Raw genomic sequence first — 23,148 nt, 5'->3', positions numbered from 1 at the left:
ATTAGTAACCATTCTATTTTCCGCCACGACAATTTTATCGGCTGTTTTTCAGCCGATAAAATAAAAAAGTCCGTAAGAAAATATTTTTGTTTTAACATTCCGGTTTATAAAAACATGGCAGAAGAGCCTTCCTGTCGCAGTTATTACCATGAAGAATACATTCAAACAAGTGCTTCAGGTAATCCTGAGGATCTATGTCATTAAGTTTGCAGCTTTCTATCAGAGAGAAGATGAATGCCGAGTTTTCTGCGGCTGCCTCACTTCCTATATTCATACAGTTCTTGAGCAGCAGCTTTACAGGTTTCATTCTTTGCTCACAGAGATTGTTGGATATTTCCGCTGAACCGTCCTTGAGGATATTTCTCAAGGACTTCCACTGGTTTAACGTATAGTTCACGGCCTTTCTCATCAGTTCGTTTGCCATGATTTTGGTATCCTGCATCATCATGACCACCTTATGATGGATACGCTCAAGAATCGGTCCCGTAAGCTTAAGTCTTTTTTCCTTAATCTGCTCGCCGCTGAGTTTCATCATACGGAACAGGTCTTCATTTCTGAACATATCACCGATAGGATTTATTATGTCCATCGCCGTCCTGTCTGAAGGCAAGGCATCAACCCACAACCTCCTGCAGTGCGTCCAGCATCCTATGTGAAGCACCTTTGAGGCTTCTCCGTCAAACATCCTGTAAACCGTATATCCGTCAGTGGATATGGTTCCCATAAAATATTCCAGGAACGACTTTGCCGTATCGGAAGACCTGCTGCCGTTGTTATAGTGATAATAGACCATCTTTATATGCTTTGCAAAGAAAGCCCATAAGTACTTTCTCCTGTAAGCCTTACCTTCCGGTGTTTCAACTCCAACGAGTTCGGTAGTCTCATCAACCATAAGGTATTTTGCCCTCTGTACAAACTCCTTGAATGCATCTCCGATAAATTCCTTTAGTTTGGCGATTCCGTTATGGATATAGCTGTTCAGCGTGGTGTTGCTTATATGGATACCTTCTCTTGCAAGCAGCCTTATCTGTCTATTTTCAGGCATGCTGAAGTCATATTTCAGACAAAGCAGGCGGACAAGCAGTTCAGGAGAGAAGATTCCTCCAAGGTTTTTCAGCGGATGCTCCATCGTGCTTGTGAAAGTGCCGTCGGCAAGCTTTACCCTCGCCACCTTGTACACATGCTCCACATTATGAGCCCTTACATGTTCTATGACCCTGTATTCCCACACATCAGCCATTCCGTTACGGTTCATAAGCCTTGCACCATCCGGGAGTTGGTAATAATCTTCTATTTCATGAACAACTACCTTATCCACCTTCAGCCTGGTCTTTTCTGCACGGGGAGCTGTTTCCTTTTTCCTTGAAGGCCTGCAGTTCTGTGCAGGTACGTTACCGGAAGAGGTATTGCTGCCAGTACCGTTACCATCTGCCTTATTATTATCATCTTTCTTATCAGAGCCGTCATACTCGGACTTCTCCATTGCCGACTTGTCAATGTTACGGTTGTTCAGCAGCCTTCTTTGTTCGGAGGTACGGCCGAAACGATGTTTCCTGCTGTCCTCAAGCTGAAGCCTGAGATTGGAAACCTCATTTGCCAGCATCATGTTCACCTCGTCTTTTGCCTCAAGCTGCTTTCTCATAAGTTCCATTTCTTTTCGATAGTTTTCGACTGTTGCGGACAACTCATTGATTGTATCAACCAGAGCCTTGGAGTTCTCTTTGTTTGATTCTTCAATAGCCTTAAGCCTCGCAATCAGTTCGTTTACCTGTTTGCGAAGCCCTGCCTTTTCCTCATTTGCCAGACCCAGCTGGCAGCAAAGTAACTCGTATGCTCTTTCATCAATCATGATATAAAGGTACGAAAAATCAGGCAGTTACGCAAACTTTTTACCGTTTATTTTTATATTATTTTATTGATAATCAGTGTATTAATATTAATATTTCGGACTAACGTACATCTTGTCAACCACTATGCTTTCCGTAAGATAGGCCATATCCGACCATTGTATCCGGTAGCATTTGGAGACCTCATCAAATACAGGTTTCTTGAATCTACCCATGACTGGACGTTTCTCATAAAGCACATAAAAACCGCGTTCGTAATGAAGTATCTTCACGACCTTGCGGTTACGGGACATGAACATATATACATTGGATGTATCACTCGGATCGAGTGATATCTCTTCCCTTATACTCTCACACAGACGGAAGATACCTTTCCGTAAATCCACATTACCGTTGAACAGGTAATAGTTCAGGTTAGCACTCAGTCCAAGCATATCATCCTATCATTTTATTAAGCAACAGACTCAGGTCAAGAACGGTGGTATTTCTTAGAAACAGTGTTGCGCCGGATGTCAGTTGTAACTTAACCCATTTTATTGGCGGTTCGCCTTCAGGCTGTTTCACTTCCATCTTCACGGTTGGACTGTTGCAAGGCTTGCCGGTTATCTGGACTTTGGCAACCTTGGGTTGTTCAGTCTGAACTGCCTTACCTAACTTCTCACTCCACAGCTGGTGACGCTGCCAGTTCATGAACTTGTCGTAATTTACTCCATAATCCGCACAGAACTCCCGAAGATCCTTGGTCTCGCTGCATAACTGGTAGAGGTCATATACCTCTTGGTAGTTTACTTTCTCTTTTGCCATAATCATTATTGTTAAAGGTTACGGCGCAAAGGTAGGGTTGTGAATAATGTGCGTCAAGGCGGAAAATAGTATGCTTACAGTCTATTAATATCAATAATAGACTTCTGCTTATCATGAGAAGAATGAAAGTCCTGATATCATTTTATTATTATAATGAGGTGTTATTTAATTCCCATATTTAATAATCAAACAGTTGCAATTGTTTATGCGTGATGCAAATTAAATCCTCTAATTTTACTAAAGAATATTGAGTTATTCCTATATTAGTAATTATCTCTACAATTCTTTTTTTATCTGAGTCTGAGTACCAACTAAACTCCCAAGATACATCTTTTGAATTTATTATTGAATTAATATGTTTGATATAAGGTACATCAATCTCAGATAAAGAAAGACCCCATACATGGATTCTTTTGATGTTTTGAATCTTTTTCCAAAAAGAAGCATTCTTTCTAATTATCTCATTAACATCCTTGTATAAAACAGCTATTTCATTAGCTGCTTCTATTAAAGTAGCCAATTCCTCTTCTGAATATTTATTCTCGTCCCATTCTTTCAATAGTTTTTCAGAGGTTTTATTATGACCAAATATCAAATCCTCATTTGTAGCTACACATCCATGAATATACAATATATTTGATGGCTGAACTCCATACACATTTTCCAATGTTTGCGTATAATTAAAATTAATAAATAGAGTATTAGACTTCTCAATTTTTACCTTATACTTTGGAATGGCATCTTCAAGTTGAAGTATCCATTTAGCAAATTCAACTTGCAAATCATCATACAAACGCTTTAACGTATAACCAACTTCACTAACATTCTCTGTATACTCATCCATGCTTAATGCTATAGGTTTATTATTGCCCTGTGAAATAAAAAGTAACATCGGACCATAGACATATCCTTCTAATATTGATTCTGTAGTAATTTCTCCTAAATTAGTTTCTAGCGAAGCCCAAAGGTCACCATGATGAAGATCGTAAACTTGAAAAAGTCTGTTTTCTAATATTGGGTTACTCTCATATAACCATTCATGAAAATCTGAATACCTACATTTTATTTTATGGTGTATATCAAATCCATTTCCAATTAAATATAAATTCTCTATTGAGTTATTTTCTATACTATCTTTCATAAGAAACATTATTGGTGCAACTATAATAGCCTATTATTAGGTATTCGGTAAAGTTACATACATTTTTTTGTATGTAATAATTTATGATAAAGAATATATTAAAGGAACAAAAAGCTTTATAATGTTTCGTTTTTAACGACACTTTTGTTATCTTTGTATTTATAATAGGTGTAATATATTGTTTAATTATTTAAAAATCAATAATTTAAGTTTGAACTAGGAATGGCAAAAAAAAAAGGACATACAGTAATTGATTTATTCGCAGGATGTGGAGGACTCTCACTTGGGCTATATCAAGCTGGGTGGAATGGACTTTTTGCCATTGAGAAGAATCCTTTTGCCTTTGAAACATTAAAGGCAAATTTAATAAATAAGAAAAAACATTTTAATTGGCCTAAATGGCTTCCTCAAACACCTCATGATATCAATGAGGTGTTAGAAAATTACAAGATTGAATTAAAAGGACTGAGAGGAAAAGTCGATTTAGTAGCAGGAGGACCTCCTTGTCAAGGATTTTCCATGGCAGGAAAGAGAGTTGAAGAGGATATTCGTAATAATCTCGTCTTCTCTTACATTAAATTTATTGATTTAGTCAGACCTAAAATTATTTTATTTGAGAATGTAAAAGGCTTCACTTATGCATTTGATAAAAAAAAGAATGAAGAGGCAATACCTTATTCCCAAAAAGTAATAGACGGCCTTAAGATGTTAGGATATAATGTAAAGTCCAATATTATAGATTTTTCAAAATTTGGAATACCTCAAAGACGAAATAGGTTTATTTTGATTGGCATTCAGAAGTCACTAGGTTCTCCAGATCAATTTGAAGAGATGTTAGAATCTCACAAAAATAAATTTCTAAAATCAAAGGGACTAACAGCAAGCACGACTCTTAAAGAAGCTATTTCTGATTTGTTACAATCTAATGGGGAAATTCCGACCCCAGATAGAAAAGGATTTAAATCTGGCATATATGGTGCAGAAGAGTCATATTACCAAAAGCTTTTAAGGACTGATTATGCGGAAACACACAATATACCTGATAGTCATAGCTTTGCGAAACACTCCTCAGAAAAATTAGAGTGTTTTAAAAAATTATTAGCTAATTGTGGAGTTAGAGGTAAACGTATAGATGGAGATGAACGTAAAAAATGGAACATTAAACAGCGAAGTATAACCATTTTAGATGCAGATTCTATCTCACCAACTATAACAGGACATCCTGATGATTATTTACATTATTGCGAACCAAGAATCATGACTGTTCGCGAGTGTGCACGTATACAATCTTTTCCAGATTGGTATGAAATAAAAGAAAAATATACAACAGGAGGAGAAATGCGCAAAATAGAAGTTCCTCGTTATACACAAATAGGTAATGCTATTCCACCTTTGTTTGCAGAATTAGCTGGTATTGTATTAAAAAAATGGATTTAATGGAACAAATGCAATTTAAAGTAAGCTCCGCACTGAAAGACCTTGTAGGTAAGGATCTTATAATTAATGACAATATTGCCATCTTTGAGCTGGTAAAAAATTCGTATGATGCATATGCAACAAAAGTTGAAATAACTTTTTGCAATGATAAAATCATCATTGCAGATAATGGGAAAGGTATGTCTTTTAACGACTTAAAAGAAAAATGGCTTTTTTTAGGATATTCTGCAAAAAAAGATGGAACTGAAGATAATCAACACGATAAACAAAAGTCGTATCGAGATAATATCAAACGTCATTATGCCGGAGCAAAAGGTATAGGTAGATTTTCCTGTGATAGGTTAGGACGGCTTTTAACATTAACCACAAAAAGTGAGAGTTCGAGATTAACAGAAACGATAATTGTAGATTGGACTGAGTTTGAAATTGATCAAAAAAAAGAATTTGCTCAAATAAACGTAAAGCACAGCTCAATAGAAGATAAAATTTTATCTTTTCCTGAAAATAAAGATACAGGAACAATTCTTGAGATCACACATCTTAATGACGAGAAAAACCCATGGAACAGAAAAAGGCTCCTGGATTTAAAACGTTCATTAGAAAAATTAATCAACCCATTATCAGAAACAAATGATTTCACAATTGAGATAATTTGTGAGCATGAAAAAAAAGAAGATGATAACATAAAAAGGAATAATGGATATGACAGAGACATTGTTAATGGAATATTAAAAAATAGCATTTCTAAAATTTTAAAACTAAAAACGACTCAAATAGATGTAAAGTTAGAAGGTAATTTTATTTGGACAACATTATCTGATAGAGGTGTTGATATATATAAAATTAAGGAACATAACATTGAATTCAATAAACTAAGAGATGTAGATATAAACTTATATTTTCTAAACAGATCTGCTAAAAATAATTTTACAAGATTAATGGGAATTGAGCCTGTTAATTACGGGTCAATATTTCTATTTAGGAATGGGTTTAGAATTATGCCTTTTGGTAATACCGGTGATGACAGTTGGGGACTAGATTATCGTGCTCAACAAGGTCGTAATCGCCGATTGGGGACTCGTGATCTATTTGGTCGCGTTGATGTTGTAACAGACAATATTAATGAACTAAAAGAAGTTTCAAGTCGTGATGGAGGTTTAATAGAAACACAAACTTCAAAACAATTGTTTACGTTATTTAATATTGCTCATAGACGATTAGAACGTTATGTATCTGGAGTTCTATGGGGTGAAGCATTTTTGCGTAAAGAATATTTCGCAAATGAAGTTGAAGCGTTACAACAAAGAAAAGAGTTATTAGATATTGATAAGGATGAAGAAAATCCTAACTATATATTATCATCAAGCATAGGTAGTAAAATTGACTTTATACAATTAATAAAAACCTTAGTCAAAGATAAAAACATAGAAATCTTATATTATAACACAGATTTAGCTAATATTTTAGCTTCAGATGATTTAATTCACACAATAAAGCCTCAGTTTATTAAAGATCTTGAAAAAATTGCTGAAGAAACAAATGATTCAAATTTGTTATTCTCAATTGATGAAGCAAAACGCCGTATAGAAGAGCTTCAAAAAGAAAAAGAAAAAGCAGAAAAAAAAGCATTTGAGGAAGAACAAAAAAGAATTAAAGCTGAAGAATTAGCCCAAAAAGCAGAAATGGCTAAACAAGAAGCTGAAAAGCAAAGAGAATTAGAACGAGAACGAAAACTTGCTGCACTCTTACAGGCCAAAGAGGCTGAATTAAAACGAAGAGAAGAAGAAGTCTTGCGCAAAGAAGCAGAACAAAAGAAACGTGAAGAATCAGAAAAAAGAATAAAAGCAGAATTAGCTAAAGAACAGGCAGAAAGTCGTTTGCAAAAGAAATCTGAGCAACTTAAAATAATAACTTCATTATCATCTCAAGATCTTGAAGCTGTCACAAATTTACATCATCAAACAAATGTTGTAGCAGATAACATAAATGCCATGATAACACAGTTTTCTAGACGATTGGTAAAAAATGAACCAGTTGCATATAATAAAGTTATCGACTTTCTTAAGAACATATCATTAGAAAACAGTAAAATTATATCTTTTTCCAGATTCGGCATTAGAAATATTTTTGATGATTTTACTACAAAAAAAGAATACGATATAATAGAATTCTTAAAGAATTATATCAATAAAATAACTAAACAATTCTCTGGGAGTAGAATTAATATCAATTTTAGCAGTTCAGCCAATATGGCTTTTATAACGAGTTTTGCTCCAATTGATATATCAATTATAGTTGATAACATGGTGAGTAATGCGAAAAAAGCTCAAGCAAATCTATTAGAGATAATAATTGAAGTTAGCAAAGGTATATTACAAATGCATTTTATTTCAAATCAGCCTTTTAATAAAGATATTGGTAATATTAATGATATTTTTGAAAGAGGATTTTCTACAACAAAAAGTACAGGAATGGGATTGTACCATATAAAAAATATTGTAGACGAAAACAAATGGAAAATTATCGCCAATAGAAAAGAAAAAGAAGCTGAATTTATAATTATAATAGAAAATGAGAATAGATTATAAAATACTTTGGTTTGAAGATAATAAAGCATCTTATAATACCAAAAAAGATTTCATTAAAGATATAGTTGAGGATTTTAGCTTTAACTTTATTGAACCACAGAATGAAATTGATGGTAAAAATTTGGAAACATTGGATTATGCAAACTATGATTTAATCATAGCAGATATGACACTATCAGGCGGTGTAACAGCTATGACATTAATGGAAGCAATTCGAAAAAAATCAATATTCACAGAAGTTCTATTTTATTCTTCAGATGGGGAAGAAGCTGTAAGAGCAGAATTAGCTAAACATAGCATAGACGGAGCATATTGTTCAGGAAGAGATAACGAGGACTTTGAGTATAAAGCCAAAGAAGTAATCAGGACATTAATCAAAAAAACTCAAGACCTAACTAATATGCGCGGATTAGTTATGGCAGAAGTGAGTGAATTAGACCATATGATGGAAGAAATCATTATTAAATATTTTACAGATCCACATGGAAAAACTATCCCAGAAAGAGAAAGTTTATTTAAAGAGATTATGGATAGATTTGATGAGGACTATAGAAACAACTTAAAGAAAACAGATGATAAATGTTCTAAAAAATGTATTCATAAAATCAGAAATAAGTCTATTGTTGAAATTGTAAGTAGTTTATTCTTTGAATCTTATAAAAAAGCTAGAACTATAGATAAAATAATAAGAACTGAGGGAGTAGATGTTGAAAATTTTCTTGACAATTACAAAAAAGAAATTATAGATACAAGAAATTTATTAGCCCATTGTGAAAGTAAAAAGATAGACGGAAAAGAAGTTCTTGTTACCAAAAAAGGTAGCGAGGAAGTTTTTGACGATAATAAATTTATTGATATTAGAAGAAATATTATTAAATACCATAAAGTATTTCAAAATTTAAAATTTTAGGAATTGTATATTTAGTTAAATTTACTATCTTTGCTTTTGGAAACCTCCACGCAACCTTGCGCAAAATATTGCAAGCCTCCGGTGGAGCAATAGCGGGAGATTACTTCTTTAGCTAAAAGTTATATCAAAGATATTCAGCCACTTATCGTTAGATTACGATTTCTGGTGGCACCACTTTTACAAAATGAAAAAATCATGAAAACCGCTGAAATACAGTTATTTCGTAAGCATCCGATAAAATACACATTGTAAAGCCTTCCACTCTTCCGTTACTTTGCCAATAAAAAAGCCATGAAACGAATAATGAGTAAAGAAGAGTTCCTGTCCGTTTATGAAAGACAACAGGCCAGTGGCCTGACCATAAAAGATTTCTGTGAGAATGAGGCCTATTCATCCCCCTGTTTCCATTATTGGAAGAAGAAATTCGGCCTGGGCCGTACTTACACCAGCCATCCGGACAAGCGTAAGCATTCGAAGAAATGCACCTTTTACACTTTGAGGTTTGGTTGTAGCTTTGCGGCAGTGAATACAATCAAACCTCAATTATTATGAACAGACAAGAATTTGAAGAATTAGAATTGCAGGTGCAACAAAGCGAGCTGCCGTTGAAGTCGTACCTTCAACAGATAGGTGTAAGTTATTCAACCTATCACTACTGGCGTAGAAAATGTTCCGTTGACAGGAGCAGTATCAAACACGAGTTGGCTCCTATCAGTTTTAAACAGGCATTTACGGAGTCTTCCCAAGAAGAACAATTGCCGCATGGTGTTGCGCTGCTGTTTCCCAATGGACTTCGTGCCCACTTCGGGAGCGGTTCTGAAGATTTGCTGAAGGAAATATTTACCCAAAGTCTTCGAAACGGTCATGTTTAACCTGAACGACACGATGCGCTACTTCCTGTGTCCTGGCAGGACAGATATGCGCAAGGGTATCAGTTCGCTATGCGGAGTGGTACATGAGAAAATGAACAGTGAAGTGAGGAACGGTGATGTCTTCATCTTCATCGGTTCCAGCCGCAGGCTAATGAAACTCCTTCATGCCGAAGACGGAGGTATGGTAATGTATGTAAAACGTCTGGAGGCCGGTCGCTTCAAGTTGCCGGAGTATGATCCCAAATCAAACAGCTATCCCATGGAGTGGCGCGATCTGGTGATGATGGTTGAAGGAATACAGGAAAACCCGGAACAGAGGCTCCGGCGGTTAAGAGCCGAACGTAAGGAATACCATGTATAACATGTTTTTTGTGTGAGTAAACTTTGGATATTGTTGTATAATTCACTGTTAATTAGTATATTTACATCATTAAAAGAAGTATAGACAATGTGCATATTCCGGCGGATACCCGTTCAGCATTTCCGGTGATATCCGTTCAGTCCCCAGTTAGTATTCAGTATTGTTGGCAAAGTTAATACTTCTTTCTTAGGCTCTCTCCTTTAAGGTCAAATTTTATTGCCTTATGCACGATTCTGTCCAGACAGGCTTCCGCAATGAGCTCGCTTTGGAACACATCATACCAGTCTGCGACGGGAAGCTGGCTGGCCAGGATGAGTGCTTTCCGGTTGTACCGGTCATCTATGATCTGTTCAAAGTCATGCTGTATCTGGCCGTCCAACTTGACCATCCCAAAGTCATCGATAATCAGCAGGTCATGTGCGTTCAGTTTGCGGAAGAAGTTCGTCTCCCGTCCTTCCAGATGTGCAAGCTTCAGGTTTTCGATGAGCATGTTCATCGTGAAGTACAGTACCTTCCGGCCGTTCCTGCATGCCCTGTCACCCAAGGCGCAGGCGAAGTAGGACTTTCCGGTTCCTGCCGGTCCGGTAATGATGACCGTCATTCCGCCCGTGATGTAATTTCCGGTTGCAAGGTCGGCTGCAGAGCAGGCCTGTATTCCCCTTGCCGTGTCCGTTTCAAGTTCTTCCATCGAGGCTCTCAGACGGAAGCCGGCATTCTTTATAAGACGCTGGATGCGGTTGTTCCCTCTTGTGTCACGTTCGTACTGGAGCATGATCTGCATGCCTTCACGCAGGGTAAGCTTGTCCAACTGATGTGTTTCTTCCAGGGAGCTCCAGCAGCTTGCCATTCCCGGAAGCTTCAGCTCGTGCAGTGTTCTTTCTGTTTCGTTGCTCATAATCATTTATTGTTGTTGGTTTATGTCATTTCCTGTAAAATAGTCTTTTCCACGCATGTTCCCGTGGTTTGACGGTGTAGGCGCATGGAAGATTACCGTCTCGTCTGCGGATGCATTCATGCCGTTACGTCTGAGTATGGCTTCAAACTTGCTGTAGGAGTAAATACCGTACTCCATGCACTGACGGCAGGTAAGGTCAAACGTGGCAAGGTCATACTTCCTTCTGAGGCTGACTATGGAGTTGCACAGCTTGTAATACACCTCTTCAGGCTGTGTGGTACGTTTGGGGTCAAAGATTCTTTTTACATATTCATGGCAGTCAGGTGATATATCTTTTGCTTTCTCCACATAATAGGCTGCCGAACGCTCCATAATCACCCTGCAGCTGGATGCGAGATGTTCCCTGACTGTGGTATAGCCGTATGTATGGCTGCGGATATGTGAGGCCACCAGTTTCTGCTCCACATAGACCTTGACCCATGAACGCGTAAAGACTATTCTTGCCTGTTTTCCCACATGGATATAGGGGACGGAGTAAAAATGGGTCACCTTGTCCTGTCTCAGCTCCACATGGCAGTTTGCCTGTACTTTCAGATCGGCATACAGGCGCATCTCATAGGGTCCCGGTTTCAAGGGTTTCAGCAGCTCCTTCTCCATGGCATGAAAACGCTCCTCACGGCTGTAGGGACGCTTCTGCATACGGGTCTGGTTGTGCCTTTCCATCAGCTTCCATACGGCACGGTTCAGTTCCAGGAGTGAATGGAAGGTACGGTTACGCAATCTGGCATAGATACGGTTGTATGTAATCCTTACGGAGTCCTCTACCAGAGCCTTCTGTGTCGGCGATGCCGGGTCGCATGGCAGCACTACAAAATGGTAGTAGTTGCCCATGTCCTCAAGAGCCTTGTTCAGCTTCGGCTCATGCCGGTCATTGCTGATTACAGCCGATTTGAGATTGTCAGGAGTCAGTATGGGAGGAACACCGCCCAGATGTTCCAGGCACATTCTTATGGCATACAGGAAGTCCTCCGTCTTCTGCGAAGGTACACATATCACATAGGTATATTCGCTGTAAGGCATGCAGGCGACAAACACCTCCACCTTGATAATTTCTCCGGTTTCGGCATCCACATAGCTGAGCTTGTCACCGGCAAAGTCCACCATGAGCTTTTCACCCGGTTTGTAGGTGTTGGCAAGTACGGCCGTAACATCCTTCTTCGCAACGAGATTCTGCTTCAGATGGTAATAGAACTGTGATTTTCCGTAACCGTCGGGATGAGTCGCACGGTATTCATCGAACAGGACCTGACGGCTTACATGGGATTTGGGATCCGTCAGCAGTTCCCTGTATCTGGGGAGCAGGATCAGGAACTCTTCCATTCTACTGTCCGTATATGCCGGTGAACCGGCATGGAACATCCTTTCCAACTCGGGATCGTCAATCTCAAGGAGGTCGCTGATGTTCCATCCGTTGGCTTTTACTGTATTCACATAACCGTTGACGGTTTCCTTGTCAATCGGTAACTTGCGGCTTACACCGCGGTTGGATTCTCCGGCCTGCTTGAGCTGGAGTACTTGTTTTATCAGACTCATATCCTTTGTTGTTCCTGCCATGACTGTGCTGTTTCTTGTTAGCTTACCAGCACAAAGGAAACTGAAACCGGGGAAAGAATGAACGGATATGCTCCGGAAACGAAGATATACGCTCACAATTCCATGCACGGCTGAACGGATATACTCCGGAAAATCTGAAAGCATACGTCTAAAGTGAACGGGTATGCTCCGGAAAAAGGGTGCTAAAACGTGCAATTCTCGGAGGTGAACGGATATGCTCCGGAAAAATTGAGATTTTAATGTCTGGTTATCCATCTTTTCATCCTTTTAGGGGATGAACGGATATAAAATTGTGCTTTTAAAGGCTATTTTTATGCTTTATAGGCTGCCGGAAAGTGAACGGGTATGCTCCGGAATATGTAGACAATGGAAGAAAAAGAAATTTTACTCAAGACGATAGAAGGGCTGAATGCCTCTATAGCCTCATTGTCTACTACTAATAAGAATCAATCCGAACAGATAAAAAATCTGCAGGAACGTATCAAGGAGTTGACGGCTCAGGTCGCATGGCTGAACCGTCAGCTCTTTGGTCGTAAATCGGAGAAACTTCGCGTATATGATCCTAATATGCCAGATCTCTTTGCCGACGAGTTTTCCGGACTCCGGCAGCAGGCGGAAGAAAAGCGGGACGAGGCTGTGGAAAAGATTGAGAAGGAATCGGTGGAAGACGTAAAACGAAATCGCCAGAACCGCAAAATGATAGAGGACTTGCCCGTATTGGAGACCGATACAATAGAACCGAAAGGCGTAGACTTGTCTTTATACCGTAGAATAGGCGAAGAGATAACAAAAGTCGTCAAACACAAGCCGGGAATGCTTTACGTCAAGGTGATCATCCGTCCCAAATATGCTCTCAAGGATAGTACCCTGCTTCCTCCGGCCGGACAGAAAGGCGTAGAGATAGCTCCCATGCCGCTAATGCCGGTTGACAAGTGCATCGCTGACACCAGCCTGCTTGCCGAAATATTGCTTCAGAAGTATGAATATCATGTCCCGTTCTACCGTCAGATACAGCAATACCGCCATCTTGGAATGAAAGGTCTGACCGAAAGTACACTGGACGGCTGGTTCAAGAAAACCGTAGAATTGCTTAAGCCTCTGTATGAAGAACTCAAACGTGAAGTCTTCTCCTGTGATTATGTACAGGTGGACGAGACTACAGTTCCGGTCATCAACAGGGAAAAGCACAAGGCCGACAAGGAATATCTCTGGATGGTAAGATCAGTCATGGAGAGACTGGTCATCTTTCATTACGACGGAGGCTCACGGGCCGGAGCGGTCATCGAATCCCTGGCAAATCAATATAACTTCAAGGGATATCTTCAATGTGACGGTTTTGCAGGTTATGAAACAGCCTTCAAGGCCAACCCCGACGTGCGGCTGCTCAACTGTCTGGTGCATATACGTCGTCATTTTGAGCAGGCTTTGGATGAAAACAGGGAGATGGCCCAACATGCACTGACTCAGATACAGCATATCTATAAAATAGAACGTCAGTGTGACGAAACCGGCCTGTCATATGATGAGCGCAGACAGAAGCGTCAGGAGCTGGCCCGGCCAATCATGGAGGCAATGAAGGTATGGATGGAGACAGAAGGGATTAAATACAGTCCAGGTTCTTTGACAGGCAAGGCCATTACATATGCCTATACCAAATGGGATAATATTATAAGATGCCTGGACGATGGCCGCCTGTACTGGGATAACAATCTGGCGGAAAACGTCCAACGCCCCATTACTCTGAGCAGAAAAAATTTTCTCTTCTGTGGTAATCACGAAGCTGCGGTTAATATGTCTGTCATATGTTCTCTGCTGGCCACATGTAAGGCGCACGAGGTAAATCCCAGGGTATACCTGAACGATGTCATCGCACAAATGCCTTATCACAAAAAAGCAACCCAAGAAGAACTTTTGAATCTACTTCCACATAAATGGAAGTTGAAACATCCGGAATGTGTACTGACAAGGCAAAAGGAGGAATCTTGTAACTGATATAAACTGTAACATATGGGTTCAACAAAACAATAGCGGCTGATACTATTAGGTTCATAGTGACAGTCGCTATTGTTGTATATAAAGGTTTAATACCTGTAGTTGGCCGAATACTTACGGACAAGCTTCCCGATGATACGTTCATTCCATTGGATCTGCGTCGCAGGGGCAATCTCCCGTCAGGGTCGGGTGGCGACGTAACAATAGAGCTTCCTTCCGGAATCAGGATCCACCTTGACAGCCATGGAAACCCTGAACTGACATTTGGATTGATACACAAATTATGCGGCCATGTTCTGTCTGAATGATACCATGCGCTATTTCCTGTGTCCCGGAAAGACGGACATGCGCAAGGGGATCAATTCTCTGTGCGGAGTGGTTCACGACCGGATGGGACATGACGTCCGTCTGGGCGATGTCTTCATCTTCATAAACAGAAGCAGGACCACCATGAAGCTCCTCCATGCTGAAGACGGCGGCATGGTATTGTATGTGAAACGTCTGGAAGAGGGCACGTTCCGGCTGCCGGCCTACGATAGCCGAAGCAGGTCTTATCCGATGGAATGGCGCGACCTGGTCATGATGGTGGAAGGAATCAGTGACAATCCGAACGAGAGGCTGAAAAGGTTGAAAGCCAGTAGAAAGGATGGCTTCTATTGAAAGTTTTTTCATGTATCCGGTTGCGTATCTTCCGAAAAATCAGTATCTTTACATTATATAAAGAGATAGAAACGGATGATTCAGCAGGATACAATGGAACAGATAATCAGGAGTCAGCAGGAGCAGATAGCCGGTCTCCTGGAGGCCAACCGTTCCCTTGTCGAATCCAACGGGAAACTGCTGGAACAGACGGATGCGCTGCAACGGAAGATACAGGAACTGCTCTCACAGATAGCATGGCTGAACCGTCAGCTTTTCGGGCGGAGAAGTGAGAAGCTGGCAGCCCTGGATCCCAACCAGCTTTCCCTGTTCGATCCCGTTCCTGTAACCGGACAGAGTGAAGACATCCGGGAAGAGGACAGCAGCGCAGCGGTTCCTTCAAAAGTAAAGCCCGATGGAAAGAAGGTAAGCATTCGGTAAACCACGTATTTTTGTCTCCAACTTCCATCATTAACTTTACGTCCAAAAAGCAAAGTTATGATGACACGAGAAGAAGTAGTAGAGATAATGAACTACTGCAAAGAGCACAAAGTGACTTATAAGTCAAGATTAGAGGAGCTCAATATCCCTGTATGGCGGTTTTATGACAGCAAATCCCGTTATGCCGCCGAGCAATCATCGGGTAAATCGGCTCAAGGTGAGTTTATCGAGCTTCCCCACAGCGGATCTTTTGTTCCTGTTCCTTCATTTGCCGGAACAAGCGGGCGTAAACAGAAAAACGCACCGATCCCGCCAAGCGGATTGAAAGAGATAGAAATACGTACACCGGCCGGTACTGCCATACGCATTTGCGGTGAGCTAAATGAAAAGGAACTGTTTTCAATCATCCAGGCCTGCAGCCATGTTCAGCCTTAATGACAGTATGCGCTATCTGTTGTATAACCGCCCGACTGATATGCGCAAAAGCTTTCATACTCTCAGCGGTATCATTACCGACGCCATGGGTCAGGACCCCAGCAACGGCAACGTATATATCTTCATAAACCGTGCCCGTGACCGCATAAAGCTCCTGCATTGGGAGCCGGGCGGCATGGTGCTGTATTCCAAACTTCTGGAAGCCGGTACCTTAGGCAAGCCTGATTCTGCCAACGACAATGAGGTCTGTACAAATATAGAATGGCGGGAACTTGTCATGATTGTGGAGGGTATCATGGAAGCCCGCGACTCCCGTCGCACGAGACTTGAAGACCTGCAGAAACTTCGAAAATAGTATCGGATTTTTACTCTATTCGCTTTTGTATGTCATTGGATTTTAGTATATTTACATTGTAGAACAATGAGATACAGATGCTTACAGAAGAACAGGAAAAAGCCTTATTGGAAGAAATTGAGAAGCTCCGTCAGGATAAAGCGGCGCTTATCAGCAGGGTTTCCTCGCTGGAACAATCCCTTTACTGGCTCCGGAAAAAAGTCTTTGGGCGGATGAGCGAGAAGAGTCTTCCGCTTGATCCCAACCAGCTGTTTCTGTTCTCAAAGGAGGAAATGTCCTCCATGGAAATATCCCGGATGGAGGAGGAAGTCCGCAAGAGTGAAGAAGAAATCACCAGAACTATAAAAGTCAAGGAAAAACCGGTCCGCAAGTCTCTGGACACTTCCTCACTGCCTGTAGAGGTTGTTGATCTTTACCCTGAAGGGACAACAGACGAGGAAGGCAGGCTTAAGGATGAATTCATTGAAATCGGAAAGGAAGAGAGTTCACGCCTGGAACGTGTTCCGGCAAAAGTATATATCCTGAAGACCGTCCGTCACAAAGTGATAAGTAAATCCGATATGGAGAAATACCCCGAGGAAAGGCAGATTCTGATTCACCCGCTACCTCTTGTTCCGGTCAGCAAATGTATGGCAGGCGCCTCGGTCCTGACGGACATTATCATCGGCAAGTTCATGTATCATCTCCCGTTCTACCGTCTGATACAGCAGTATCGCGAATCAGGAATCAGCATAAGCGAATCTACCATGTGCGGATGGTATGAAATGGCGGTGGAGAAACTCAAGCTGCTGTACAACCTGCTCAAACAGAAGATACTCTCCAGTGAGTATATACAAGTGGACGAGAGTGTCATTCCTGTGATGGACAATGAGAAACATAAGGCGAAAAAAGGGTATGAGTGGTGCGTGCGCGACGGCATCACGGGGGACGTCATGTTCCATTATGACCGTGGCAGCCGTTCGGGGATGGTAGCCCGTGAACTGCTGGGATGCTACCGTGGCATTGTGCAATGTGACGGCTATGCAGCTTACGAACAGTTCGAGCAGATGAAAGGAATCACCCTGGTCGGCTGCTGGGCACATGCCAGAAGGAAGTACGTGGATGCCCTGGAAGAGAACAGGACCCTGGCCACACAGGCAATACACTACATCGGCAAGCTGTACAAGATAGAATCTGAAGCCAATGATGCCGGACTCGCAGCCGAAGAGCGTAAGGAAAAACGTATAAGCGAAGCCTATCCGCTGATACTTGAATTTGAAAAGTGGCTGCAGGATGCTTATCTTAGAGTGCTTCCTAAAAGCCGCATGGGTAAAGCCATCGAATATACGTACACGCTTCTTCCCAGGCTTTCCAGATACGTAAACGACGGAAGAATCGAAATTGATGACAACCGCATAGAAAATGCCATAAGACCTTTGGCTTTGGGAAGAAAGAATTATCTGTTCTGCGGCAACGACGCATCCGCATACAGGGCTGCCATCGTGTACTCACTGATTGCCACCTGCAAGTCTGCAGAAGTAGACCCCAGAATCTGGATGGAAGATGTCCTGAGTAAAATCCCATATTATGAAAGGGATGAGAAGAATATGGAAGAACTTCTACCACGTAATTGGGCTAAATCCCATCAAACTTGTTCCGAATAGATACTATTAGTTCCGAATCGACTACAAATAACATCGATTCGGAACTAATTCACAAAATTTGCAACGTGGTTTACCGAATGCTTACCAAAAAAGGCCATCTCAAATTATATGTACAACCGTCCGCGATAGCGTTCACCACATAAAAAGATAGCCTTCCAGATTTTTGGGCGGCTATCTTTTCATCTTCTTCCATCTATCCGGAAGCAAATCACGATATTTATCTATAGGAGTATTAGGAGGCCATGCGGCACAACGGTCTATAATGTCGCAGAAGTATTCAAAGATGTTTATTCCACATCTATGGCATGTTATGGCTAATGAGTGGTATAACACCGCCACTTCGGCTCCTGTATGAGAGCCTATTGTCAGACGTCTTCGTGTCAGTGATATATACCTGTTTATTCGTTCAACTTCATTGTTGTCAAGCCTGTATTTAGGAGAAGAGAAGATTGCCGGTATTTCATGCCACTGTTTCAGCGCATAATCGGCGGCGGCATTAAGAGAATCATCAGGAGGTATCCCCGGACGGTCTTTAATCTCAATCAATCCTCTGTAGATTTTTTCAATCATCACTTTTGAGTAGCGTTGCCTCCACTGAAGGTGGTCCTCGTCAGTCCATCCGTCCTTTCCTGTTTTGTGTTTATGCTCGAAGTGATACAATAGGCCGAAGCGCTTGGCCATTTGCTGGGCAATAGTACTATCCTTTATATCCAGAAACTTCCGTTTTATATGCTGCAGGCATGGAAGTCTTTTTATTCCTTTCAGATTGCCGATTCCGATATGACGGTATCCGGAGTAAAAGTCACACTGGAAGGCTCCGTTAAATCCTTTTATTTCATTTTCAAAGACTTCAGCCGAACGTGATCCGTCATCATAAAAGAAATACACCAGACCTGTGGTCATACCGACAAACACCCAGATATATCCTTTCTTTATTTTCTTCCCTGAATCAGTGACTGTCTGCAGACGTACTTTCTGATAAGTCTCATCACCACAGATATAGTTGTCCTCAAGGATTGCCTTTGCAAGAGCCTTATAAAGGTTCTCAAGCTGAACCTTGGTTTTGCTGACAAGCTTCCGGGCGGTACCCTTATCAAGATCGAAGCCGTGTGAGCGGAAGTATTCTACCGCATTTTCAAGCGGCATTCCGTGCAGATAGCGCAACTCCGCCAGACCTGCGATAAAAGAGGAAGTGTATTGGGAGTTCAGCAGCGGAGTTGCCGGAACAGAACCTTTGAAGATTGTACCGTTCTGAACATACTTCTTGACCTTATAGATTGTCTTGATAAAGCGCATGGGAACCATTGAATAACGCACGACATCGCATGTACACATATATCTGGCCAGTTCCGGATCAAACCCCGGGTCGTCAGGTTCTACATCAAAGGTTTCAATCTCACATTCCGGATGTGTCTTTTTCTTCGCACCGTTGTTTGTATGTCTCTTTTGTATCTTCTGTTCAGGAACATCAGATTTGGGGAGCATCTGTCCGGTCTGTCTTTCCGAGGGAGATTCCTGCAGACGGCGCATTGCCTGACGGACAGTTTTTTCCTTGCTGAGTTCAATGTCCTTTCCTTTGAGAGTTTCCTCCAGAGAGGTTATCTGCTTTCTCAGTTCTTCAACCGTGGCAGTCAGTCTCTCGTTGGCTGAAGTCAGTGAACGGACAGATGATAAGGCTTCCTCCAGTTTGCCCTGAAGGAAGCCGTTCTGGCGTTGCAAAAGTTCTATCAGTTCATCCTTTTTCATGCTTTAAAGTTACGAAAAAAGGCGGATTTATGCAACTTCTTATAGATTTAATTATTTGATTATCAATATTATATATACTACCTTGCAGCCATTCTAAAGCGTTCTTCGACAGTTACTTTTACAGGTGTGAGCCCCCTCATCAGCATGTAGAAGTCATCCCATTGAAACCTGCGGACGCTGCCATCACCGTTTTTCAGCACCTCACGGAAACGCCCTTGGGACAGTCTTTTAGTGTACATCAAAAAACCGTCGCCGTCCCATTTTAATGCCTTCATGGTCTTACGGTCCTGTGAGAAAAACACATATACATTCCCCGAAGCCGGAGAATGTCCTTTCCACGACCATATCATTTGTGTCAGACCACGGATGCCATAACGCATGGATACAGGATGCTGACAGACCCACAGATGCAGACATGAATCAAGGCTCCACATGAGTGACCTCCTTTCCCATTTTACGGATAAACTTCGCAATAACAGACAAGTCCGTATCTTCCGGAAAGCTTACTTCCACATTGCCATCTACCCTGACAGTAATCACATTGCAGCTTTCTGCAGGAAGAAAACCGGCTTCCTCAAATATCACATCCTCAAAAGGTATTTCCTTATACCGGGAACTTCGACATGTATGGGGACTTGTATATCCGGGCAAATCCGAAACACGGAGTCTGTTGCGCCACAGAAAGTCCTTCATCTGTTTCCTTGTTATTCCAAAACCTTTATAATAATCAATAAAGCGTCCCGGTTGTCTGCCATCGGCACAGAGGGACTTAAATTCTTCGTAAGCCTGAGAACAACGAAACTTCAGACAACTTCCTCTTGTATATCCGGGAACATCATTCAAGCTTGTGTATTCTTCCTTCAATATCAGATACATCCTGTAATAATTGACACCATGCCCGCGGCAATATTCACGAAAGGAGCATGATTGTTTGCCAGATGAACATAATTCTTTAAAAGCAGAAAAAATCTGCCTGTAGTATTCTATTTTTACCATATCTAAAATTTTATGGCAAAGTTAGAATTACTACAGGCAGACTACAAGACGCTATCGCGGACGGTTGTACAATTATATTTCATTTTGAGACGGCCTCTTTTTTTATGCACTTATGTAAAACACAACACCATTTAACCATTTGATATGCAGGAATCCAGCATATTATGCATTTTATACATAAAAATGGCAAAAGAAAAAACTTAAAAAAATGCATTATGAAAACGCTATCATTTATCTACAAAAGTTTCATGCTTGTAATGGCAGTATGCCTTTCTGTGGGACTCCAGTCATGTCAGAACGACGATGACAATACTTTTTACCTTTCACATTATTATGCCAACGCACTGGTTACCGTAAAACTGAGTGCCGACAATACCCCCTACCTGCAACTTGACGACAGCACCACCCTGCGCCCGGTAAACATGCCCACCTCTCCTTTCGGTGAAAAAGAAGTAAGAGCATTGACTAATTTTGACTTTTCGGAAGAAGCTCCTCAAGAATACGACAAAGCGGTCTTCGTCAACTGGATTGACAGTATTCTGACCAAACCGATGGCACCGAATTTGGGAGAAGAAGCAAACCTTGAAACGTACGGAAACAATCCGGTAGAAATCCTCAACGACTGGGTCACAATCGCGGAAGACGGTTACCTCACACTTCGTTTCGCCACCCGATGGGGAAACGGCCAACCGCATTTTGTAAACTTAATCAGTACACAAAATCCGGACAACTCCTACGAAGTGGAATTCTGCCATAATGCCTTTGGCGACACAAATGGAAGAATGGGAGACGGACTAGTTGCATTCAAGCTGGACGGACTGCCCGATACACAGGGAAAGACCGTAAAACTGACCTTGAAATGGAATTCATTTAGTGGAGAAAAATCAGCCGAGTTCGACTACTGTACCCGAAAAGCTACTAATCCTCAAGCCACAGAGGTCACTTCTATCCGGAATATACAGAAAGTAAAATAAGGCATCAAAAGCCTTCCCAAAAACGTAAATGCGTTTCAACTCAAACGCATTTACGTTTTTTACCCCTCACCCGTTATTCTACAATCAGTCTCAAATGGGTGTCTCCCGTCTTGGCTTTCAGCCATTTCACTATTTTTTCCTTACTTTTCTGGTCGGGCATCCGCTGACAGTCGATAATTGCGTATGTCAGTGTATCAACGCGGGAGCTATCCACACACAAACGTAGACTCTTGGATACGGACAAGGTCTTGATTTCCGGGAAAAGAACCTTGATTTCTTGTCCCAGCTGCTTCCCCAGCCAATCCGAACCGGAAAAATCAGCCAGCTGTTTATGCAAGGTGTCAATCGCAGCCTCTTGGTCCTTCAGACGTTTCTCACTGTTCCGATAAAAGTCTTCCATCACCATCGACTTGATGTTGCTGATGTCTACGGTATTACCGTCTCCCATACCTTGAAAGATAACCAAATTCGTTTTTGCCAGGTTGTAATCGGGCAAACGGCGCTGTGCGTCAGCAATCTGCTCCTTCGATACCTCCTTTCCAATCAAAACAACCTTTATCTCCCGCTTGTCGTACGAAATCTCACGGCTCAAGATTTGAGAGTCGGGAAACTGCAGCTCCTCAGTAATAAAATGACTGGCAGAGGTCTGATAGAAGGTTTCCCGCACAATGTTATAGGTAAGATACACTGCCGGACACATGGTACCTACCGTTATCCAGATGATATAACGCCGCACCAGTTTCTCACGGGCCTTGTCCACAAACTGCTTGCGCTGGAAATGCATCACACGCACCCCGATGTAAGTGGCCAGACTGATAAAGACGGAATTGATGAAATACAAATAGAAAGCTCCCAGAAAATACAACAGATTCCCTGTAGCCAGTCCGAACCCAGCCGTACACAAAGGGGGCATCAACGCCGTAGCAATGGCTACACCCGGAATCACATTTCCCTTCTCTTTGGTAGCCAAAGCCACAATACCGGCCAACCCACCGACCAAAGCAATGAATACGTCGTAGATGGTGGGTGACGTACGGGCCAGCAATTCCGACTGCACTTCATCCAGCGGGGTAAAAGCAAAATAAATCGTGGCAGTGGTCACACTGAACAAAGTGGCCACCAGATAGCTTTTCAAGGAACGTTTCATCAACTCGAAGTCATTCAAACCGATGGAAAGTCCGACTCCCATGATAGGTCCCATCAACGGAGATATCAACATGGCACCAATAATGACAGCCGTAGAATTGACATTCAAGCCCAACGAAGCAATAAAGGTGGCAAATATCAAGACCCACAAGTTGGTTCCCTTAAACTCCACCCCGTTGCGGATGGTATCCACTGTCAGTTGCTCGTCTTCCTTGCTCCGGTTCAAATCCAGATACTCATTGAAAAATTTACGAAGCAGAAATTTTCGTTTGTTCCCTAGTTCCATAACAGCCCGATTTGGTTACTTGATAA

General features: G+C 41.5%; 21 protein-coding genes and 2 pseudogenes. 13 read left to right on the top strand and 10 right to left on the bottom strand.

Annotation, left to right across the window (positions count from 1 at the left end):
* Positions 1-91: 91 nt before the first annotated feature.
* From OIM59_RS17345 to OIM59_RS17330, 4 genes are all read right to left on the bottom strand, one after another.
* Positions 92-1,849 (bottom strand): IS66 family transposase, encoded by a 1,758-nt coding sequence (locus OIM59_RS17345; RefSeq protein WP_303895019.1) that lies wholly within the window; start codon positions 1,847-1,849, stop codon positions 92-94.
* 87 nt (positions 1,850-1,936) lie between these two features.
* Entirely contained in the window at positions 1,937-2,281 is a 345-nt protein-coding gene (gene tnpB, locus OIM59_RS17340; RefSeq protein ID WP_303895021.1) for an IS66 family insertion sequence element accessory protein TnpB, read from the bottom strand.
* 1 nt (position 2,282) lies between these two features.
* Positions 2,283-2,651 carry a hypothetical protein gene (locus OIM59_RS17335; RefSeq protein ID WP_303895024.1) on the bottom strand — a complete coding sequence of 123 codons (369 nt, stop codon included), beginning with the start codon at positions 2,649-2,651 and terminating at the stop codon, positions 2,283-2,285.
* 178 nt (positions 2,652-2,829) lie between these two features.
* A complete protein-coding gene (locus OIM59_RS17330) occupies positions 2,830-3,792 on the bottom strand; it encodes a bacteriophage abortive infection AbiH family protein (protein ID WP_303897868.1) in 963 nt (320 codons plus the stop codon).
* A gap of 222 nt (positions 3,793-4,014) precedes the next feature.
* On the opposite strand from OIM59_RS17330, the gene OIM59_RS17325 reads away from it, so the two are divergent.
* The 6 genes and pseudogenes from OIM59_RS17325 to tnpB (OIM59_RS17300) all read left to right on the top strand — a co-directional run bounded on the left by OIM59_RS17325 (position 4,015) and on the right by tnpB (OIM59_RS17300) (position 9,960).
* A complete protein-coding gene (locus tag OIM59_RS17325) occupies positions 4,015-5,229 on the top strand; it encodes a DNA cytosine methyltransferase (protein WP_303897867.1) in 1,215 nt (404 codons plus the stop codon).
* Positions 5,220-7,817, top strand: a complete 2,598-nt coding sequence (locus OIM59_RS17320) for an ATP-binding protein (RefSeq protein WP_303897866.1) — start codon at positions 5,220-5,222, stop codon at positions 7,815-7,817. Before OIM59_RS17325 ends, OIM59_RS17320 begins: the two co-directional genes overlap by 10 nt.
* Complete coding sequence (locus tag OIM59_RS17315; protein WP_303897865.1) at positions 7,801-8,727, top strand: response regulator; 927 nt, start codon at positions 7,801-7,803, stop codon at positions 8,725-8,727. Before OIM59_RS17320 ends, OIM59_RS17315 begins: the two co-directional genes overlap by 17 nt.
* Positions 8,728-9,018: 291 nt before the next feature.
* A pseudogene (locus OIM59_RS17310) lies at positions 9,019-9,189 on the top strand (IS66 family insertion sequence element accessory protein TnpB); the annotation flags it as partial.
* Between the two features lie 86 nt (positions 9,190-9,275).
* Positions 9,276-9,599: a hypothetical protein gene (locus OIM59_RS17305; RefSeq protein WP_022233666.1), complete on the top strand. Its 324-nt coding sequence runs from the start codon at positions 9,276-9,278 to the stop codon at positions 9,597-9,599.
* On the top strand, positions 9,592-9,960 hold the full coding sequence (tnpB, locus tag OIM59_RS17300; RefSeq protein WP_071149928.1) for an IS66 family insertion sequence element accessory protein TnpB: 369 nt from the start codon (positions 9,592-9,594) through the stop codon (positions 9,958-9,960). Before OIM59_RS17305 ends, tnpB (OIM59_RS17300) begins: the two co-directional genes overlap by 8 nt.
* Before the next feature lie 172 nt (positions 9,961-10,132).
* Here tnpB (OIM59_RS17300) and istB read toward each other — a convergent pair whose 3' ends face one another.
* Both istB and istA read right to left on the bottom strand, forming a co-directional pair.
* The gene (istB, locus tag OIM59_RS17295; RefSeq protein ID WP_225982541.1) at positions 10,133-10,855 is read right to left on the bottom strand and encodes an IS21-like element helper ATPase IstB; all 723 of its coding nucleotides are present in this window, start codon (positions 10,853-10,855) and stop codon (positions 10,133-10,135) included.
* 6 nt (positions 10,856-10,861) lie between these two features.
* On the bottom strand, positions 10,862-12,469 hold the full coding sequence (gene istA, locus OIM59_RS17290) for an IS21 family transposase (RefSeq protein WP_299167691.1): 1,608 nt from the start codon (positions 12,467-12,469) through the stop codon (positions 10,862-10,864).
* Positions 12,470-12,835: 366 nt separating this feature from the next.
* On the opposite strand from istA, the gene OIM59_RS17285 reads away from it, so the two are divergent.
* From OIM59_RS17285 to OIM59_RS17260, 6 genes and pseudogenes are all read left to right on the top strand, one after another.
* Positions 12,836-14,461 carry an IS66 family transposase gene (locus tag OIM59_RS17285; RefSeq protein WP_299174463.1) on the top strand — a complete coding sequence of 542 codons (1,626 nt, stop codon included), beginning with the start codon at positions 12,836-12,838 and terminating at the stop codon, positions 14,459-14,461.
* A 291-nt stretch (positions 14,462-14,752) separates the two neighbouring features.
* On the top strand, positions 14,753-15,121 hold the full coding sequence (gene tnpB, locus OIM59_RS17280; protein WP_013617076.1) for an IS66 family insertion sequence element accessory protein TnpB: 369 nt from the start codon (positions 14,753-14,755) through the stop codon (positions 15,119-15,121).
* Positions 15,122-15,196: 75 nt separating this feature from the next.
* Positions 15,197-15,526, top strand: a pseudogene (locus OIM59_RS17275) (transposase); the annotation flags it as partial.
* A 72-nt stretch (positions 15,527-15,598) separates the two neighbouring features.
* A complete protein-coding gene (locus OIM59_RS17270) occupies positions 15,599-15,976 on the top strand; it encodes a hypothetical protein (RefSeq protein ID WP_227195382.1) in 378 nt (125 codons plus the stop codon).
* Positions 15,963-16,331 (top strand): IS66 family insertion sequence element accessory protein TnpB, encoded by a 369-nt coding sequence (gene tnpB, locus OIM59_RS17265; RefSeq protein WP_299170796.1) that lies wholly within the window; start codon positions 15,963-15,965, stop codon positions 16,329-16,331. Before OIM59_RS17270 ends, tnpB (OIM59_RS17265) begins: the two co-directional genes overlap by 14 nt.
* A gap of 77 nt (positions 16,332-16,408) precedes the next feature.
* Positions 16,409-17,974: an IS66 family transposase gene (locus OIM59_RS17260; protein ID WP_299170798.1), complete on the top strand. Its 1,566-nt coding sequence runs from the start codon at positions 16,409-16,411 to the stop codon at positions 17,972-17,974.
* 171 nt (positions 17,975-18,145) lie between these two features.
* On the opposite strand, the gene OIM59_RS17255 is transcribed toward OIM59_RS17260, so the two are convergent.
* The 3 genes from OIM59_RS17255 to OIM59_RS17245 form a co-directional block, all read right to left on the bottom strand.
* Entirely contained in the window at positions 18,146-19,720 is a 1,575-nt protein-coding gene (locus OIM59_RS17255; protein WP_299170862.1) for an IS66 family transposase, read from the bottom strand.
* A 77-nt stretch (positions 19,721-19,797) separates the two neighbouring features.
* Entirely contained in the window at positions 19,798-20,154 is a 357-nt protein-coding gene (gene tnpB / locus OIM59_RS17250) for an IS66 family insertion sequence element accessory protein TnpB (RefSeq protein ID WP_303897395.1), read from the bottom strand.
* Positions 20,141-20,716: a hypothetical protein gene (locus OIM59_RS17245; protein WP_303894447.1), complete on the bottom strand. Its 576-nt coding sequence runs from the start codon at positions 20,714-20,716 to the stop codon at positions 20,141-20,143. Before OIM59_RS17245 ends, tnpB (OIM59_RS17250) begins: the two co-directional genes overlap by 14 nt.
* A 215-nt stretch (positions 20,717-20,931) precedes the next feature.
* On the opposite strand from OIM59_RS17245, the gene OIM59_RS17240 reads away from it, so the two are divergent.
* Complete coding sequence (locus OIM59_RS17240; protein ID WP_299169903.1) at positions 20,932-21,690, top strand: NigD-like protein; 759 nt, start codon at positions 20,932-20,934, stop codon at positions 21,688-21,690.
* Between the two features lie 73 nt (positions 21,691-21,763).
* Here the strand turns inward: OIM59_RS17240 and OIM59_RS17235 are convergent, their stop codons facing one another.
* Entirely contained in the window at positions 21,764-23,122 is a 1,359-nt protein-coding gene (locus OIM59_RS17235) for a TIGR00341 family protein (RefSeq protein WP_299169905.1), read from the bottom strand.
* Between the last annotated feature and the right edge of the window lie 26 nt (positions 23,123-23,148).

It is taken from the genome of Bacteroides mediterraneensis, assembly GCF_025993685.1.
GTDB classification, from domain to species: Bacteria; Bacteroidota; Bacteroidia; order Bacteroidales; family Bacteroidaceae; genus Phocaeicola; species Phocaeicola mediterraneensis_A.
Note: the sequence above shows the minus strand (reverse complement) of the source record. Positions and strands in the feature narration are given on the sequence as shown.

Coding starts and splice junctions, on each gene's coding strand:
- OIM59_RS17345 (WP_303895019.1), bottom strand. CDS start 1,849: ATGATTGATGAAAGAGCATACGAGTTACTTTGCTGCCAGCTGGGTCTG.
- tnpB (WP_303895021.1), bottom strand. CDS start 2,281: ATGCTTGGACTGAGTGCTAACCTGAACTATTACCTGTTCAACGGTAAT.
- OIM59_RS17335 (WP_303895024.1), bottom strand. CDS start 2,651: ATGGCAAAAGAGAAAGTAAACTACCAAGAGGTATATGACCTCTACCAG.
- OIM59_RS17330 (WP_303897868.1), bottom strand. CDS start 3,792: ATGAAAGATAGTATAGAAAATAACTCAATAGAGAATTTATATTTAATT.
- OIM59_RS17325 (WP_303897867.1), top strand. CDS start 4,015: ATGGCAAAAAAAAAAGGACATACAGTAATTGATTTATTCGCAGGATGT.
- OIM59_RS17320 (WP_303897866.1), top strand. CDS start 5,220: ATGGATTTAATGGAACAAATGCAATTTAAAGTAAGCTCCGCACTGAAA.
- OIM59_RS17315 (WP_303897865.1), top strand. CDS start 7,801: ATGAGAATAGATTATAAAATACTTTGGTTTGAAGATAATAAAGCATCT.
- OIM59_RS17305 (WP_022233666.1), top strand. CDS start 9,276: ATGAACAGACAAGAATTTGAAGAATTAGAATTGCAGGTGCAACAAAGC.
- tnpB (WP_071149928.1), top strand. CDS start 9,592: ATGTTTAACCTGAACGACACGATGCGCTACTTCCTGTGTCCTGGCAGG.
- istB (WP_225982541.1), bottom strand. CDS start 10,855: ATGAGCAACGAAACAGAAAGAACACTGCACGAGCTGAAGCTTCCGGGA.
- istA (WP_299167691.1), bottom strand. CDS start 12,469: ATGGCAGGAACAACAAAGGATATGAGTCTGATAAAACAAGTACTCCAG.
- OIM59_RS17285 (WP_299174463.1), top strand. CDS start 12,836: ATGGAAGAAAAAGAAATTTTACTCAAGACGATAGAAGGGCTGAATGCC.
- tnpB (WP_013617076.1), top strand. CDS start 14,753: ATGTTCTGTCTGAATGATACCATGCGCTATTTCCTGTGTCCCGGAAAG.
- OIM59_RS17270 (WP_227195382.1), top strand. CDS start 15,599: ATGATGACACGAGAAGAAGTAGTAGAGATAATGAACTACTGCAAAGAG.
- tnpB (WP_299170796.1), top strand. CDS start 15,963: ATGTTCAGCCTTAATGACAGTATGCGCTATCTGTTGTATAACCGCCCG.
- OIM59_RS17260 (WP_299170798.1), top strand. CDS start 16,409: ATGCTTACAGAAGAACAGGAAAAAGCCTTATTGGAAGAAATTGAGAAG.
- OIM59_RS17255 (WP_299170862.1), bottom strand. CDS start 19,720: ATGAAAAAGGATGAACTGATAGAACTTTTGCAACGCCAGAACGGCTTC.
- tnpB (WP_303897395.1), bottom strand. CDS start 20,154: ATGTGGAGCCTTGATTCATGTCTGCATCTGTGGGTCTGTCAGCATCCT.
- OIM59_RS17245 (WP_303894447.1), bottom strand. CDS start 20,716: ATGGTAAAAATAGAATACTACAGGCAGATTTTTTCTGCTTTTAAAGAA.
- OIM59_RS17240 (WP_299169903.1), top strand. CDS start 20,932: ATGAAAACGCTATCATTTATCTACAAAAGTTTCATGCTTGTAATGGCA.
- OIM59_RS17235 (WP_299169905.1), bottom strand. CDS start 23,122: ATGGAACTAGGGAACAAACGAAAATTTCTGCTTCGTAAATTTTTCAAT.